General features: G+C 47.9%; 12 protein-coding genes. 1 reads left to right on the top strand and 11 read right to left on the bottom strand.

The annotated features are described in order from the left end of the window. Positions 1–515: 515 nt before the first annotated feature. The 8 genes from C7R94_RS04765 to citZ form a co-directional block, all read right to left on the bottom strand. On the bottom strand, positions 516–1,460 hold the full coding sequence (locus C7R94_RS04765; RefSeq protein ID WP_106778683.1) for a VanW family protein: 945 nt from the start codon (positions 1,458–1,460) through the stop codon (positions 516–518). A gap of 92 nt (positions 1,461–1,552) precedes the next feature. Continuing rightward, the gene (locus tag C7R94_RS04760) at positions 1,553–2,641 is read right to left on the bottom strand and encodes a PRK06851 family protein (RefSeq protein WP_106778682.1); all 1,089 of its coding nucleotides are present in this window, start codon (positions 2,639–2,641) and stop codon (positions 1,553–1,555) included. A gap of 146 nt (positions 2,642–2,787) precedes the next feature. Continuing rightward, a complete protein-coding gene (gene phoU, locus C7R94_RS04755; RefSeq protein ID WP_016738714.1) occupies positions 2,788–3,444 on the bottom strand; it encodes a phosphate signaling complex protein PhoU in 657 nt (218 codons plus the stop codon). A gap of 108 nt (positions 3,445–3,552) precedes the next feature. Further along, on the bottom strand, positions 3,553–5,316 hold the full coding sequence (gene pnpS / locus C7R94_RS04750; protein WP_106778681.1) for a two-component system histidine kinase PnpS: 1,764 nt from the start codon (positions 5,314–5,316) through the stop codon (positions 3,553–3,555). A gap of 13 nt (positions 5,317–5,329) precedes the next feature. Continuing rightward, positions 5,330–6,025 (bottom strand): response regulator transcription factor, encoded by a 696-nt coding sequence (locus tag C7R94_RS04745; protein ID WP_106778680.1) that lies wholly within the window; start codon positions 6,023–6,025, stop codon positions 5,330–5,332. Between the two features lie 716 nt (positions 6,026–6,741). Then, a complete protein-coding gene (gene mdh / locus C7R94_RS04740; RefSeq protein WP_047070624.1) occupies positions 6,742–7,680 on the bottom strand; it encodes a malate dehydrogenase in 939 nt (312 codons plus the stop codon). Between the two features lie 52 nt (positions 7,681–7,732). Further along, positions 7,733–9,016 carry an NADP-dependent isocitrate dehydrogenase gene (icd, locus tag C7R94_RS04735; protein ID WP_106778679.1) on the bottom strand — a complete coding sequence of 428 codons (1,284 nt, stop codon included), beginning with the start codon at positions 9,014–9,016 and terminating at the stop codon, positions 7,733–7,735. Positions 9,017–9,169: 153 nt separating this feature from the next. Beyond that, complete coding sequence (gene citZ, locus C7R94_RS04730; RefSeq protein ID WP_048031704.1) at positions 9,170–10,282, bottom strand: citrate synthase; 1,113 nt, start codon at positions 10,280–10,282, stop codon at positions 9,170–9,172. Between the two features lie 424 nt (positions 10,283–10,706). On the opposite strand from citZ, the gene ytvI reads away from it, so the two are divergent. After that, entirely contained in the window at positions 10,707–11,837 is a 1,131-nt protein-coding gene (gene ytvI / locus C7R94_RS04725; RefSeq protein WP_106778678.1) for a sporulation integral membrane protein YtvI, read from the top strand. Between the two features lie 77 nt (positions 11,838–11,914). Here ytvI and C7R94_RS04720 read toward each other — a convergent pair whose 3' ends face one another. From C7R94_RS04720 to nrdJ, 3 genes are all read right to left on the bottom strand, one after another. Then, entirely contained in the window at positions 11,915–12,310 is a 396-nt protein-coding gene (locus C7R94_RS04720) for an FxsA family protein (protein ID WP_106778677.1), read from the bottom strand. Between the two features lie 2 nt (positions 12,311–12,312). Further along, on the bottom strand, positions 12,313–12,744 hold the full coding sequence (locus C7R94_RS04715) for an acyl-CoA thioesterase (protein WP_106778676.1): 432 nt from the start codon (positions 12,742–12,744) through the stop codon (positions 12,313–12,315). Between the two features lie 646 nt (positions 12,745–13,390). Further along, positions 13,391–15,652 (bottom strand): ribonucleoside-triphosphate reductase, adenosylcobalamin-dependent, encoded by a 2,262-nt coding sequence (gene nrdJ, locus C7R94_RS04710; RefSeq protein WP_106778675.1) that lies wholly within the window; start codon positions 15,650–15,652, stop codon positions 13,391–13,393. Positions 15,653–16,092: the final 440 nt, after the last annotated feature.

Here is a 16,092-nt window from a genome sequence, read left to right as displayed (position 1 = left end):
GAGGAAACAGGAGAAAACGCTCCAGCTTCTAGGTCCACCCGCTGGGGGATTGACTGCCCGGCTCCATGAAAAAAAGCGAAACCCGCGTCCAAAGTCGTCCATTCAAGAGGTTTCTCAGAGGTGGACGCTAAGGGCTTGTTTCTCTTTTTTTCATTGCGCCTCGGGCGGTGTCCCTAAGATCTTCGCTTATTTCTCCTGTTTCCTCTACGAGCTTTCCGTTTTAAACGGGTTTTAAATGCCTTAACAGATTGAATAATGTAATCAGTCACGACAGAGAAGAATATTTCCAGACGTAGCGACTTGTGGAGTCCTACTAAACGGAGAAGGGATTTGCGGGCAAAAGAAACGCAACCGTGCCCACGCGGCGTAGCGGCTACCACTTTTGCGTTTCCTCGCAAATCCCTTCGGAGCGGACAGTCTCAGCCCCCAGCAGGACGAAGCCTGGAGCCTAGTCTGGAAATATTCTTCTCCCCACCGCAGCCTCGTACCCAAGCGACAAAAAAACCGACACATCTCTAAGGAATTGTCGGCCCATTTCCATTCAAAATAGATGGAGCATTCGGTGCTTCCTCAGGGGTCGCGCGGCGTACGCTGGGTACATTTCGTGGCTCATGCTCCATTTCTGGAAAAGAGTGAACCGTCACGTACATGCTTCCGTTGCTCGCGATCGCACGGATCAAGACCGGGTAGGCGTATTTGTTTTGAAACACAAAATCAGGACCGTACCAGCTCACGGTTGCGTCCCGACCTGGAGGTACATACGCTACGTTTCGACTGTGAGAATAGCGCTGCACAATGTGCAAACCTGCCTGGTCTACCGCATTGAACAACGTAGACGACACTTGGCAGATTCCTCCCCCGATGCCTTCCGACAGCTCTCCTCTGACTATGATAGGCGCCTGCAAATACCCTTTTTCTTTCGTACGCTTGCCTACTACCTTATTAAAAGAAAAAACTTCTCCTGGCAATACCACGTAGTTATTAATCGCCTGCGAGGCGAGCTTGATATTGTGTACACGATTTCGGTTGCCTGCATTGAAATAGGTCGCATATTGCCCGATTCTTTTTTTCCGAACCTGACTCAACAGTGCTTTGTCTACCTTCGGGAATACTTCCTTGTAGCTGACATTCATGCTTGCGGCTCCCGTACCGTAAAAGTAATCGTAAAAACGTGCGCGAAATGCCAGGTCATCTAACCTTCTTCCCTTGGTTTCTGGAACAATGGCCCCGGCGTTATTAATCGTTGCATTGATTGGCTCGATGTACGCTTTTTTTGCCATCTCTTCCACCATTCGCGCAAGCTTGCTGTCATCGACTAAAGGAACGCCATCAAAGGGAAGAGAATAATCAGCCCGATTGAGCATAGCTACCGTCTTGCCCTCCATCTCTATCTGCAAAAAATTCGTTGGGTCGAGGGGATTGATTAACAGTAACAGAGCCAACGTCATAGCAAAACCCATCCGGCTGCTCACCTCCATTCTCCAACAACGATCATCTTCCGTTATTGTAGTATGAGCAGTCGAACGGGTTTCATTCTACGACTCGAATACGATTAGCTCATCTTCGTCAGTCTGCTGACAATCGCTTGCGTAACTGCCTTTAGTCGCTGCTGGTCCACCGCTTCCTGGTAAGCTTTGTTCAACTGGTCGCGCAGCTCCTTGGCAGCGAGAAGATTCGCCGTTGCTTCTTTCACTTTTTGCTTGTATCTTACTTGAATATCCATTAATTCTTCTTCATATACCTCATCTGTACCTTGTTCAATTGCCCGTTCATACATATCGATAACCTCATCTGTATCTTTGCTTGGAAAATACTCATGGGGTGCGGTGCTGTCAAAAATAGCGAGGCCCTTCTCAGGAACAATGACCATATCAAGGCTGTGCGGGTCTAGTCCACAGTGGTACACTTCCACGTCAAAGCCGCGTGTTTTGGCTTCCTCCACCAACTTTTTCAGCATAGTGGACTTGCCAGAGCCTGGTCTGCCCTTGATAAAGTAGCGCTTCTCCAAATGGTCCGTCAGCTTCATGATATGATCTACGGGCCCCTGCGGTGTCGCTGCCCCCAAATACATACGCCGTACCTTTGCTTTCTTTTCCAGTTGCTCCTCTCCGAAGAACAAGGCTTTTACTTCTTCCGTGACGCGATTGGCTTCTTCTCTGTTGAGGTGCTCAATGTAGGGAGCCTCCCACTCATCGTGGATGCGCAGCGCCTCGCCAAAAGCTTGATACGCCTCTTCACTCTTCCTAAAAATCTCTTCGTACCAACTGGCAATCTGGTCTTTGTCATCCACTAGCTGATCAATGTTGACCATCGACTGCAAATTAACCTGAATTTCCTTTACACCCGGAGAAGCGGGTCTCCAAATCCGTGGATAGCTTCCATCCATAATCGCCACTTTATACTTTGGAAAAATAACACCATCAAACTGCCCGTTCACAAAAGGCGAATGAATCCACTCTACTTCATCTGTCTCTCGTGCTATTTGATTCCCAATCGCCTCTATGAGCGGTGAGGTAATTCCTTCCACTGTCCCTGTCAAAATATAGACGCGCTCCAAGCCTTCCAATACGGAGTCATAAAACGTCTTGTATCCTCGCGCAGTATTCCCTGCGGCATATATATGGCGGACTTTTGTGGTCATTGCCTTTCCCTCCTGTACTTCTTCTAGCTGCCATTGAATCGATGTATTGTATGCACAAAAGGGAGAATAGGCGTCTGTCTACAACCGTAAAAAAACCGCTGCCAGCTAATATTCATAGCTCACAGCGGCTTTTTGTTATTCGGGTATTATTTATTCAAATCCGTCATTTTACCAGTAGACATATAAATAATCCATTCGCAGATGTTCGTAACATGATCGGCAATCCGCTCCAAATATTGCGCGACCAAGAGCAAATGCGTTCCTTGCGAAATGGCCTGACTGTTTTTCGTCATCAATTCAATCAGATCATGGAAAATCGTGGAGTACAATTTATCAACAATGTCGTCGCGTGAGGCAATCTCTTCTGCCGCTTCTTTGTTACGTGCAATATACGCATTTAAGCAATCTCGCACCATCGCCTTGACGTGATCAGCCATCATCGGAATATCGATGAGGGGTTTCACGTATGGGTCCGCCATCAAGCGTCGGGTCGTCTTGGCAATGGAAACGGCATGATCACCCATTCGCTCCAAATCCGTCACCAGCTTCAACATTGTTCCCAAGCGTCGCAAGTCACCTCCGACTGGCTGTTGCAGCGCAATGAGACGGAAGCAATCGCTCTGTATTTCTTGCTCCAGCTCATTGATCACAGGATCACTTGCGATAACCTGTTCAGCTAGTTGGGCATCCCGCTCAACCAGACTCTTAATGGATTTATGAATGGCTTCTTCCACCAACGTGCCCATCGTCATGAGCTTGCGGTGCAGTACATCCTGCTGTTCTTCAAAAGCGTGCCGTGACATTTCCCTCTTCCCCCTTCTAGTGTCTGACATGTCAAATGGTACAAGGCGATTGTATTGTAGAAGTAAAGCTACTATTTTGTTTGTGTAAATGTTTTTTCAGTTGTTGTCTTAGGTAAGGGGAAGTGTAACGGTGAAGGTTGTCCCTCTCCCTTCCCTGCTCTCCACACTAATATGTCCGTGCAAATTTTCCACGAGATGCTTCACAATTGCGAGGCCCAAACCTGTTCCACCTGAATCGCGGCTGCGGGCCTTGTCTACGCGATAAAACCGCTCAAAGATACGCGTGAGTTCCTTTTCTGGAATGCCGATCCCGGTATCCATGACTTGAATGGTGATGTTTTCGTTGTCTGCTTCTGTCTTAACGTTGATTTTTCCACCTTCTGGCGTATAGGCGATCGCATTCGTCAACAAATTCAAGATGATCTGCTGCAAGCAATCCTTATCCGTCATCAGCCAAATATCTGGCTTAGGTGAAGGGAGCGTGATCGTCAATTCCTTGCGCTGTGCCTGATCATGCATGATAGCAACTGCCGAGCTGATCAAATCCTGCAAGTGAACCTGACTCAGATGCAATGGGATTCGCTTTTGCTCGATTTTGGAAAGATCCAAAATATCGCGGATCATTCGGTAGAGCCGCTCGCTCTCATCCGAAATGATTTGCAGGAAGTTGCGACATGTTTCTTCGTCCTGCATCGCCCCTTCAAGCAAGGTCTCCGTGAAGCCCTTGATCGAGGTAATCGGCGTGCGTAGCTCATGCGATACGTTTGCTACGAAGTCACTGCGCATCTTCTCAAGGCGGCGAATGTCAGTGATATCATGCAGCACCACGACCACACCCCTCGACTCCCCCTTGAAGTTAATATAGGGAGCAAAATTCACGTCAAGGATGCGCTCCTGCGGGTAATAGATGTGCACCTCTTGGCGGAACTTCTCGCTTCTGTCGAGGCACCTGTCGATGTATTGGCTGAGCCCAAAGCTTTTGCCTGCCTCGATATGCAGCTTCCCTACGATCTCATGTCCAGCAGTGCCCAACAGCTTTTCAACGGCTGGATTGACCAGCATGATCCGACGTTGTTCTGAAATGAAGATCACGCCACTCGTCATATTGGTCAGCACCCCTGCCAGGCGCTGCTGATTCTCCGAGATTTCGTACATCTGCTGTTCCAGGCTCGATGCCATGAAGTTAATCGCTCCTGCAAGCTGACCGATCTCGTCCTTTGCTTTGATTCTCACACGGCTCTCATATTGGCGCTGTGTAATGTTGCGGGCTACCCGGGTGATCTCCTCGATCGGACGAATAATGGAAAAGGAAATGCGAGAAACGACAATCGATCCGACTACCAAAGTAACCAGTAAACCAGTGAGTAAGCTGTACCACATTTTGTGGATCGTATCGGTAATATCTTTCATCGACATCGCTGAACGAACAACACCGAATATTTCGTTGTTCAGTTCAACAGGTACTGCAACGTACATCATGTCATAGCCGAGCGTCTCACTGAAACGGCGGGAAATCCCTGTTTCTCCTTGTAACGCTGCCTTCATCTCCGGTCGGTCATGGTGGTTTTCCATCTCTTCCGTGTGGGAGGAGTTGTCGTACATCACCTGACCATCCTTGTCGATAATGGTGATCCGTACTTCATCCGTTGGCGCTACTTGTGTGACCCGATCCGCTAACGTCGCCTTATCGGTAAAGACATTCGGGAAACGGACAGCCTGAGCGATGAGCTTCGACTCGCGGGACAATAGCTCATTCAGTGATTGGAGGTAGGAATTCTCCAGTACTTTGGCAAAATACATCCCCATCACCAATAGTACGAGAGAGATTAAACCCAAAATAGTCAAAGTGAGTTTGATTCGAAAGCGAGTCAAGGTAAATCCTCCGTTATCCTTCCAGTTTGTATCCTAATCCGCGAACTGTTTTGATGTATTTCGGGTTCTTCGTGTCATCCTCAAGCTTTTCGCGCAAATGGCTGACATGCACGTCCACGATTCGAGAATCCCCGATAAAATCGTAGTTCCAAACAGCGTTCAACAATTGATCGCGCGTCAGTACACGTCCTTGATGGCTCGCTAAATAGTTGAGCAACTCGAATTCCTTTGGCGTCAGCTCGACCTTGACGTCTTTGCAAAACACCTCGTACTTCTCCGGGTAGATGCGAATATCTCCAAATTGGAGCAACACCTCTTGAGGCGCTGTAGCCGCTTCTGGCGTGTTCTGAAACCTGCGCAGGATGGCTTTCACGCGGGCAATTACTTCTCTCGGACTAAAAGGCTTTGTCAAATAATCATCAGCACCAAGCTCAAGTCCTAAAATCTTGTCGAGCTCATCATCTTTCGCTGTAAGCATCAAGATCGGCGTATTATTGCGTTCTTGACGCAAGGTTTTGCATACATCCATTCCATCCATTTTGGGAAGCATCAAATCAAGAATGATAAAATCTGGCTGCTCGCTCTTCACCATTTCCAAGGCCTGTTTACCGTCAAAAGCAGTCACGACCTGAAATCCTGATTTTTCAAGATTAAATTGCAATAGCTTTACAATAGAAGCTTCGTCATCCACTACCAATACTTTGATCATCTGTCTGTTTCCCCCTAGCGTTGCAATGCTTGCGCTCGATTTTCTAACCTACGTCCCCTGAAAAATACTTCTCTCTACAATACTCAGTCTGCCAATGCTCATTGCGGAAAACAAGTAATTTTTTTGTAAAGACATGCTGTTGGACACATAGAACTTAGTTGGTTGGCAATAGTATTCCTCTTTTAGGTAAAGGTATCTACATGAAAAAGGTCTTCTAACTGTTGTGGTCGGGAGAAGCCCTGCCACATGTTTTCCAGTCGCCTATATCCTCTCTACGTTCGGGCGGTCTCCTTCCAAACATGTGACAGTGCTTTCGGACAGCTGTGGATGTATGTATTGCTTTTACTACGTTTTGCAAGTGGACTCAAAGAAATTTTCCAGAGATTAAACGTATTAACCCACACGTTTTTTCCTTGAGCGCTTTTTATAAATAGCCAAAAGCTGCGTAGAAGAAGCGAATTTCCAGTCCAAGCGCCTCTGGAGCCCATCTCAGCGTAGGAATAAATGGCGGGGAATTTCAGCTTCACTCATGGACTACCTCCTCGAAACATCTACGTTTGAAGCGCTCCCGCCATTTATTCTGAAGCGGACAGTCAATCCCCCTTGCGGGGCGGAGGCCGAAGCGCAGACTGGAAATTCGCTTCTTCCCCCACTAGAGCCACTTTAACAAGAAAAAAGACGCCTCCCCAAAGAAAGGCGTCTTACATGTATTGATCTTATTTCAAAACAGCCATTACGCTGCGTACGGAGTCAGCAGATTTGTCGAGCGCTGCTTTCTCTTCGGCAGTCAGATCCAATTCGATCACTTTTTCGATCCCGTTTGCGCCGAGCAGAGTCGGTACACCCAGGTAGAGATCGTTGTAGCCGTACTCTCCTTGCAGGAGAGCGATGGATGGCAGAATGCGTTTTTTGTCCTTGATGATGGCTTCAGCCATTTGTACCAAGGAAGCCGCAGGTGCATAGTAAGCGGAACCGTTCCCCAGAAGGTTTACGATCTCGCCGCCGCCCTTGCGGGTACGCTCTACGATCGCATCCAGACGGTCTTTCGGGATTAATTTTTCCAATGGAATACCACCAGCATAAGAGTAGCGAACCAAAGGAACCATGTCATCACCGTGACCTCCCAGAACGAAGCCCGTTACGTCTTCTACAGATACGTTCAACTCCATCGCCACGAAGGTACGGAAGCGGGCTGTATCCAGAACGCCGGATTGACCGATTACGCGCTCTTTTGGAAAGCCGGACGTTTTGAAGAAGGTGTACGTCATCGCGTCAACTGGGTTGGACAGTACGAGCACGATAGAGTTTGGTGCATATGTTTTTACTTGCTCTGCAACAGATTTCATAATGCCAGCATTTGTGTTAACCAGGTCATCGCGGGACATGCCAGGCTTGCGGGCAATACCTGCTGTGATGATGACGAGATCAGCATCTTTGATGTCTTCATAGTTGGCAGTACCTGTGATGCTTGCATCAAAGCCTAATACTGGCGAGGATTCCATCATGTCGAGCGCTTTACCTTTTGTTGGGTTCTCCAGTTGCGGAATGTCAACCAATACGATGTCGCCCAGTTCTTTTTGCCCCAAAATGAATGCAGTTGTTGCACCAGTGAAGCCACTACCGATAACAGCGATTTTTTTACGGTTGAATGCCATGAACGATTCCCCTCCAAAAATGTAAGTGTAAAAATTTGTGCCCAAATCTATCTTACATGTTTTGAATCAGAGCGTCAGCAAACTCGGAGCATTTCAGTTCTTGTGCCCCTTCCATCAGACGAGCGAAATCGTATGTTACTGTTTTCGCGGAGATGGTTTTTTCCATGGAGTTGATGATCAGATCAGCTGCTTCGTTCCAGCCCAGGTGACGCAGCATCATTTCTCCGGACAGGATCACGGAGGATGGGTTTACTTTGTCCAGACCAGCGTATTTCGGAGCTGTACCATGAGTTGCTTCGAAGATCGCATGACCAGTCAGGTAGTTGATGTTTGCACCTGGAGCAATACCGATACCGCCTACTTGTGCAGCCAATGCATCAGATACATAGTCACCGTTCAGGTTGAGGGTTGCTACTACATCGTACTCAGCTGGACGAGTCAGGATTTGTTGCAGGAACGCGTCAGCAATTACATCTTTCACGATGATTTTGCCAGCTGCTTCTGCTTCTTTTTGTGCTTTGTCAGCGTCGCCGCCTTCAGCTTTGATACGATCGTATTGTGCCCAAGTGAACACTTTATCGCCGTATTCTGCTTCAGCCAGTGCATAACCCCAGCTTTTGAACGCACCTTCTGTGAACTTCATGATGTTACCTTTGTGAACGAGGGTAACGGATTTGCGATTGTTGTCAATTGCATATTCGATCGCTGCACGAACCAGACGCTCTGTACCATCTTTGGAAACAGGCTTGATACCGATACCAGAAGTTTCTGGGAAGCGGATTTTCTTCACGCCCATTTCGTTTTGCAGGAAGTCGATAACTTTTTTCACTTCTGGAGTACCTTCAGCCCACTCAACACCAGCGTAGATGTCTTCAGTGTTCTCGCGGAAGATTACCATGTCTGTCAATTCAGGATGTTTCACTGGGGATGGAACGCCATCGAAGTATTGAACAGGACGTACGCAAGCATACAGATCCAGCTCTTGACGCAGTGCTACGTTGATAGAACGGATACCGCCGCCTACTGGTGTAGTCAAAGGACCTTTGATTGCGATCAGGTATTCACGAACAGCAGTCAGTGTATCTTCTGGCAGCCACTCGCTGTATTGGTTGAAGGATTTTTCACCTGCGAATACCTCGAACCAAGCGATTTTCTTCTCGCCTTTGTAAGCTTTTTCTACAGCTGCATCCAGAACGCGTACAGAAGCTTTCCAAATGTCAGGGCCAGTACCGTCACCCTCGATGAAAGGAATGATCGGATTGTTTGGAACTACCAGTTTACCGTTATCCACAGTAATTTTTTCGCCTACAGTTGGTTGCGTCAGGTTTTTAAACACAAAAAATCCCTCCAGTGTTATATATATTTGGTGATTATGAATATTTCCAGACGTAGGAGAACTACCACTCAGTTGTGGTAGTTCTCAAGCTTGCGCTCAGGAGCGATCAGCTTGGCTGACCACCTGCCCTCCACGCTCGAAAATAGCGAGTTCTTAGCGGCGGTCAATTGGAACGTAGTGTTGGTTGACCGGACCGGTGTAATCCGCACGAGGACGGATCAGGCGATTATTTTCATACTGTTCCATGATGTGTGCTGTCCAGCCAGACATACGGCTGATAGCAAAAATCGGTGTGAACAGGTCCGTTTCGAGGCCGAGTGAAATGTAAACAGATGCGGAGTAGAAGTCAACGTTTGGCTTCAGTCCTTTTTCACCGGAAATCATTTCATCGATCTTCACAGACATCTCAAACAGCTCAGGGCGACCGATTTGCGCGGTCAGTGCTTTAGACATTTCTTTCAGCCATTTCGCACGTGGGTCACCGTCTTTGTATACACGGTGTCCGAAGCCCATGATTTTTTCCTTGTTATCCAGCTTAGTGCGGATGTAGGATTCTACGTTGGCCATGCCGCCGATTTCGTTCAGCATTTTCGCTACTGCTTCATTAGCGCCTCCATGCAGAGGGCCTTTGAGCGTACCGATTGCAGACACGATACCGGAATAAATGTCGGTCAGAGTCGCAACAGTTACGCGAGCAGAGAATGTAGATGCGTTAAACTCATGGTCAGCATGCAGGATCAGAGCAACGTCAAACGCTTTAACTGCTGTTTCGGTTGGCTCCTGGCCTGTGAGCATGTAGAGGAAGTTTTGTGCAATCGTGAAATCTGCACGTGGAGCTACTGGCTCCAAACCTTTACGCATACGCTCGTAAGCAGCGATCAAGGTAGGAGTTTGTGCCATCAGACGGATAGATTTCCGATAGTTGGCTTCAGGAGACATATCTTGCGCTTCTGTGTCGTAGAGCGCTAACGAAGAGACAGCTGTGCGCAACGCCGCCATTGGGTGTACGCCTTTTGGATAGTGGCGAATGCTTTCCAGCACTTCTTGAGCCACTGCTGCATTTTCACCCAATTGTTTTTTCAAAGCGTCCAGCTGATCACGCTTCGGTAACGCTCCATGCCAGAGCAAATATACAACCTCTTCAAAAGTTGCATGTTCTGCCAGCTCATCGATGTTGATCCCGCCATAGCAAAGAACCCCATCGACGATCGAACAGATGGATGATTGAGCGGCAACAACGCCTTCAAGTCCACGAGTAGTTGTCATAGAACTCCCTCTCCTTTTCCACTCAAGTAGTAGTGCTTATCTAGTCTTCGCTTGTCCGCCATGACTGATAAACGCCCTGATCAAGTCCAAAAAGACGACTTTTTGAACATCTTATCTATGAAATTGTAAGCAGCGGTTTCTTTCATCCACCACTCTTGACAGGGAATGTATCCACGCAAATCCTCACAAGGTCGTACATGAAAATGACGCTCGTGAAAGGGGAGAGGCGAGAGAAAAGAATCCACTAAGACGACCCAATTATAAAAGATTATTGCGATTTTGTGAATAAGGTTAGCGAAAAAATGTTTCGAAGGGTGAAACGGAGTTTTGTTTTTTCGCGATTCTTGCTCCATCTATCAGGCATGCTGCATAATAGAAATATCAGTATTAGGTTCGCACCTTCGCGGCGGAAAGGAGAAATCGTTTGAATCAGGAAAACTGGGTAGAGCGCCTCTTTCAAATCATTCGATTGTTATGGGTTTGCCTGCTTGTCTATGTAGGGATTTGGGTATTCCAACATGCAACACCCTTACTGTACCCATTTCTAATCGCTTTAATCATTGCGCTCATCATCAACAAACCAGTTACGTTCATGACTAGAAAGTTCCGGATTCCACGCTGGCTTTCGGTCATTATCGCGCTCTTGGTTTTGATGTTGTTCGCCGGCGGAGTGGTCACACTGATTATCACGGAAACGGTCGTGGAAATCGGAGAGCTGGCCAAACGCTTGCCAGTCGTTGCACAGGAGCTGGCCCATTATTTGCAAACTACGATTTCTCAAGACTTTTTAATGGGGCTGTACAATCAGATTCAGTGGTTTTATGATCAGCTAGATCCAGGATATCAAGAGAAGCTCACCAATACGGTAGGCAGCGCGATCTCGACTATCACGAATGTCGGGCAGAACTTGATCGTCAAATTCCTGGATGGATTGAAAAACCTGCTTGTCTCACTTCCTAATATGGCAACAGTTTCCGTCATTTCCATCATGGGTGCCTTCTTTATCTCTAAAGATTTTGCTCTTTGGGAAGAGCGGGCTCGCCGTCTTTTGCCAAAAGGAGTAAACAGCCGTCTCGATCAAATTTTCATCGATTTGCGCAATGCCTTGTTCGGGTTCGTCAAGGCGCAGTTGACTCTCATCTCCTTAACCGCTGCCATTGTGATTATTGGCCTGTTGTTCATGCGTGTCGAGTACGCGATTACGATTGGCTTGATCACGGGCTTGGTCGATCTCTTGCCTTATCTTGGGACAGGGACCGTATTCGTCCCTTGGATCATCTACATGTTTTTCAAAGGCAATTACACAATGGTCATCGGCTTGTCCATTTTGTACGGGGTCGTCTTGATTTTCCGTCAAATTATCGAGCCAAAAGTCGTTGCCGAAAACGTCGGTCTCGACCCGCTCCTGACACTGGTCGCGCTGTTTGTTGGCCTCCAGCTGTTCGGATTCTTGGGCTTGATCATCGGACCTGTTTCACTCGTCTTGATCAATGCTTTGGTAAAAGCCAACGTCTTCGTCGATGTATGGGGCTACATCCGCGGGAAGAAAACCTGACCTCATGTAAAAAGAACCGCTTGCGAGCAGCTTGTACATAGCTCGGAGCGGTTCTTTTTATAGAGAATATCTGTGGATTAGCGGCGGAAAAACAATTGAACACGGCCAGACGAGATGAAGTTCCACAGCCAGCGCTTCAAGAGATGACGAATAATCATCCTTGTGTACGGGATGAGGAAGACCAGTCCAATCACATCCGTGACGAATCCAGGCAACAAGAGCAAAATGCCGCCGATTAAAATCAAAACACCATCGATGAGCGAGTCCGTAGGCATTTGCCCACGCGACAACTGGTGCTGGACCATGCGAAATACTTGCATCCCCTGCTGTTTCGCAAGCCAAGCTCCCAAGATCCCCGTGAGAATGACCAGCATAACTGTATTCCAGCCGCCGATCCAAGAACCAATGGTAATAAGCCCCCAGAGCTCTAAACCAAATGCAACGACAAACAGAATGGCAAAAAAGCGGAACATGCCTATTCCCCTCCTTTATGCTGGGAGTCCAACCAATCGTATATGTCAGGCACCGCTCGCGACAAGCGAATCGGCTTCAAAGCTGCGTTGGTAAATACATGCATCGTCTCTCCTGACACCAACAGCTGTTGGTCAGGCAATCTAACAATCTCGTAAGCAAAAGTGAGACGGACAGGACTGATCTCTTTTACACGCGTCCGTATCTCTACTTCATCGTCATAGCGGGCGGGCTGTTTGTAAGAGATGTGCGCATCTGTGACAGGCAGAAGTACGCCTTTTTCCTCTAGCTCTCGATAGGTGATTCCCGCATGGCGAATCAATTCTGTTCTTCCTACTTCAAACCAGTTCAAATAATTCGTATGGTAGACCACACCCATTTGATCGGTTTCGCCATAGCGGACGCGCAATCGATGGGAATGAATAATGGGAGTCATTTTGGATCGCTCCTTTCTCTATATCATGATTGTACCATAGTCCCCCTACTCGAGGCTCATTGATATAAGACCAGTATCATACGTGGCTGTAGTGGTGGGGAGGAAACAGGAGAAAACGCTCAGATTCTAGGGCCACCCGCTGGGGGACCCTCTGCCCGCCTCCATGCAAAAAGCGAAACCGCGTCCAAAGTGGTCCATTCAGGGTGCTAGCTCAGAGGTGGACGCTTAAGAGCGTGTTTCGCTTTTTGCATTCCGTCTCGGTCGGTGTCCCTAAGATCTTCGCTTATTTCTCCTGTTTCCTCTACGAGCTATCCCGTGTTTAAACGGGCTTTTAAAGATTTAAGTGAATGAAGAGATGTCATCAATTACGCCAGAGAAGAATATTTCCAGGCGTAGCGACTTGTGGAGTCCTACCGAGCGGAGAAGGGATTCGCGGGCAAAAGAAACGCAACCGTGTCCACGCGACGTAGCGGCTACCACTTTTGCGTTTCCCCGCGGATTCCTTCGGAGCGGGCAGTCCCAGCCCCCAGCAGGACGGAGCCTGGAGCCTAGACTGGAAATATTCTTCTCTCCACCGCAGCCACATAAAAAAACAGAGGCAGACTGCTTTTTGCAGCCTCCCCCTGTCTTATATAATTCAGATCACTTAACGAATCGGGCAAGCTCCACCCTCGCAAGATTCAGCCGTGGACAGATCAGCCTCGCCGCCGGTTTCATACTGCTGCAAAATCGCAGGATCAAATGGCTTCATGGACTGCTTCAATTCCTCGTACTGTTCTTTGGTGCACTCTTCATATGGAGCCAATTGGTAGTTTCCTCCATCTAATTGCAAGAAGGATACACCTACGAAATTATCCCAGTTATCGTAAACGATGTCTTCTACTTCTGCCCACTCTTCCTTGCGTACCGTAATGGTGTTCGAAGAGTTGTGCTCCGTATATTCTTTCTGGAAACGGAAGTACGTATCGAATTGGCGTTTTGCACTTACTTCGTTCTTCGTTTCTTCTGCCCCTGATGCCACAGGGAAATCGATTACGAGTGTACGTGCATTTGCCATGCGCTCTTCGTACGTTTCGCCTGGTGTTCCTACCTCTGGGTTGACTGTCCAGCCAAGAGCTTGGACCGCTTTTGCCAATGGATCCTCAGCATTGATACGAATGCGGCGGATGTAGTACGGCGAATGAGACCAGTGCAGACCACTGGAGACACCACCAGCTACCTGAGACAGCGTACCTTCCGGCTTCACGGTCGTTACCAAGAGCGGGGAGTTCACACGCAGCTCATACGCATAGCGGTTCGCCTCGTCACGAGCAGCATCGCCCAGCTGGCGCAACAATTCGAGCTCTTGCTCTTCTGTATAGCCAAGGGATGCCAGCGCATCCTTTACACCAGTAAGGGAAGTTCCGAGCAAACGGTCACGCTGTTGAACAGTATCCCAATGCGGCAGCTCCAACGTAACCAGCGTCATGCGCAGACCGGCACGGGCAGATTTGCGTTGTGCTTCCAGCAAGCCATCGAGATCCAGATACTTGGAGCCATCCTCGCGATCCTTCACGAATTCAACCAGATTGACTGTCGTCAGGTTGCAGACACCATAAGAATCGAGCAGGATTTCTGCACAAGGGTTCAAGCCCTCTGCATTTGGGCGACGACGGTTTGCTTCTTCCAGGTTGATGAAGCCCGGTTCGCCTTCCAATTGCATCAAGGTGAACACGAGGTTCAAGAATGGCTTGGTCGGTTGTTTGGTAAAGGCAATAGAGTTGTTGGACATGCGGCGGTGATCCAGACCAAAACGTCCGTCTCCGACATTTTGGATGCTGTCAAACCATACAGGCTTGTGCTCTCCCAACAGCTCGCCCACACGACGGTGATGGTTCAGCTGATCCTCAGTCCAGAAGCCGTTGATGCCGTATTTCGCCAGCATGCACTCGTAGTCATCGTGATCAAAGAGGAAAATTTCCGCTGTACGTCGCACGCCACCTACGACGACGTTTGCTCCGATGAGGTTTCCAATGTCGAGAATATGTATCGGACGGATTTTACCGTATCCTTTTTCATCACTCTCGATTGGTGCCAAATGCTGGTCGATTTGGTTTTTCAACACCTTATCGATTCCTTCAAACATTTCGCGAAGCGGCTCATGACCACTAGCAGTACCGCCAAAACGCTTCAGTCGCTCCCCTTTCGGACGCACGCTGTTATAAGAAATTTTCACGGTGTGAATGTGTTCGTAAGTCGAATCTGTCAAAATTTGCAGGTAGAGACGGAGGGATTCTACCCAGCCTTCTTTACTGTCACCTACATAAATTTTGGCAAAGCCGTTATCCAGTACATTCAGCTCGGAACGCTCTAGGCGTTGATGCTTTGGCAGCGGTCTGTATTCAGAAGAAAGCAGCGAAACATTCGTGCGAATCGGGCCCAGTCCAGCAGCCATTTCCTTCGTGCATTTGAAGCCTACGCCAGTTCCTACCAAGAGAAGGTAGAACAAATCTCCCAAGTCATCCCAAGACTTGATGTTCAGGAAGGAGCAGTTGAAGTTCGCCAACGGATACAAATCCGCTACGCCGTTATCTGCACCGCCAACCCACAACGTACGGCCAGACAAAAACTGACGAAGGTTAAACATGTTGTCAAACAAACCTTCTGCCTCTTTTTCCATTGCGCGAGAATCGGCGTACATTCCGATTTTGTTCAAATGCTGATAAGCCAGCTTAATATTGTAATCCACCGAGCGGCGGCAAGTTTCTTTCCACGTTTCCCGTCTTCCTTTTTCCGGTACAAAACGAGAATAAGTACGGTAGTAAACAAATTGTCCCAGAGGACTCATATGGTTCGGAAAATCAGGATATTGATCTAAGAATTCATCCCGCAAAAATTGTGTTCGGGATACGGTTTCAGTCGCCAGCATATCGTTCCTCCTTCAAATCTTTCCTCTCTAGTTTACCTATCTTTATCTGTAAAACTCAATAGTTTTACCTATATATTGTGCGAAATAATTTTCGACAATACTAGATGTTGTGTTTACCCTAAACAAAACACTTGACACAAAATCCCGAACATTAGACGTACAGAAAGACCGTTTTATGTTCGGCCTTTTCCTGTCACCGAGCGCTACAACATCCATTCTGTCATGATTTGGAAACACCGAACGTATGGATTTCATCCGTCCTGACACAAAGCCACCGACCGATTTTAACAGATTCCCACTCGCTTTGCACCACCTAATAATCACCGTTATCTGGTAAAACTTATCAGGCAGTTCGTCGGCTTCTCCTTTTTACACAAGCCAAAAAAGGGTGACGCTTGGTCACCCTTCAGAAGCATTCTCCATGAAATATAAATAGTTTT

This window comes from Brevibacillus sp. NRRL NRS-603, assembly GCF_003013445.1.
Classification (GTDB): domain Bacteria; phylum Bacillota; class Bacilli; order Brevibacillales; family Brevibacillaceae; genus Brevibacillus; species Brevibacillus formosus.
This window is presented reverse-complemented; position numbering and strand designations above follow the sequence as displayed.

Bases quoted from the DNA above. Each gene is read 5' to 3' on its own strand.
- nrdJ (WP_106778675.1), bottom strand. From the start codon at position 15,652: ATGCTGGCGACTGAAACCGTATCCCGAACACAATTTTTGCGGGATGAA.
- C7R94_RS04720 (WP_106778677.1), bottom strand. From the start codon at position 12,310: ATGTTCCGCTTTTTTGCCATTCTGTTTGTCGTTGCATTTGGTTTAGAG.
- C7R94_RS04760 (WP_106778682.1), bottom strand. From the start codon at position 2,641: ATGACCACAAAAGTCCGCCATATATATGCCGCAGGGAATACTGCGCGA.
- C7R94_RS04715 (WP_106778676.1), bottom strand. From the start codon at position 12,744: ATGACTCCCATTATTCATTCCCATCGATTGCGCGTCCGCTATGGCGAA.
- mdh (WP_047070624.1), bottom strand. From the start codon at position 7,680: ATGGCATTCAACCGTAAAAAAATCGCTGTTATCGGTAGTGGCTTCACT.
- citZ (WP_048031704.1), bottom strand. From the start codon at position 10,282: ATGACAACTACTCGTGGACTTGAAGGCGTTGTTGCCGCTCAATCATCC.
- C7R94_RS04745 (WP_106778680.1), bottom strand. From the start codon at position 6,025: ATGATCAAAGTATTGGTAGTGGATGACGAAGCTTCTATTGTAAAGCTA.
- C7R94_RS04765 (WP_106778683.1), bottom strand. From the start codon at position 1,460: ATGGGTTTTGCTATGACGTTGGCTCTGTTACTGTTAATCAATCCCCTC.
- phoU (WP_016738714.1), bottom strand. From the start codon at position 3,444: ATGTCACGGCACGCTTTTGAAGAACAGCAGGATGTACTGCACCGCAAG.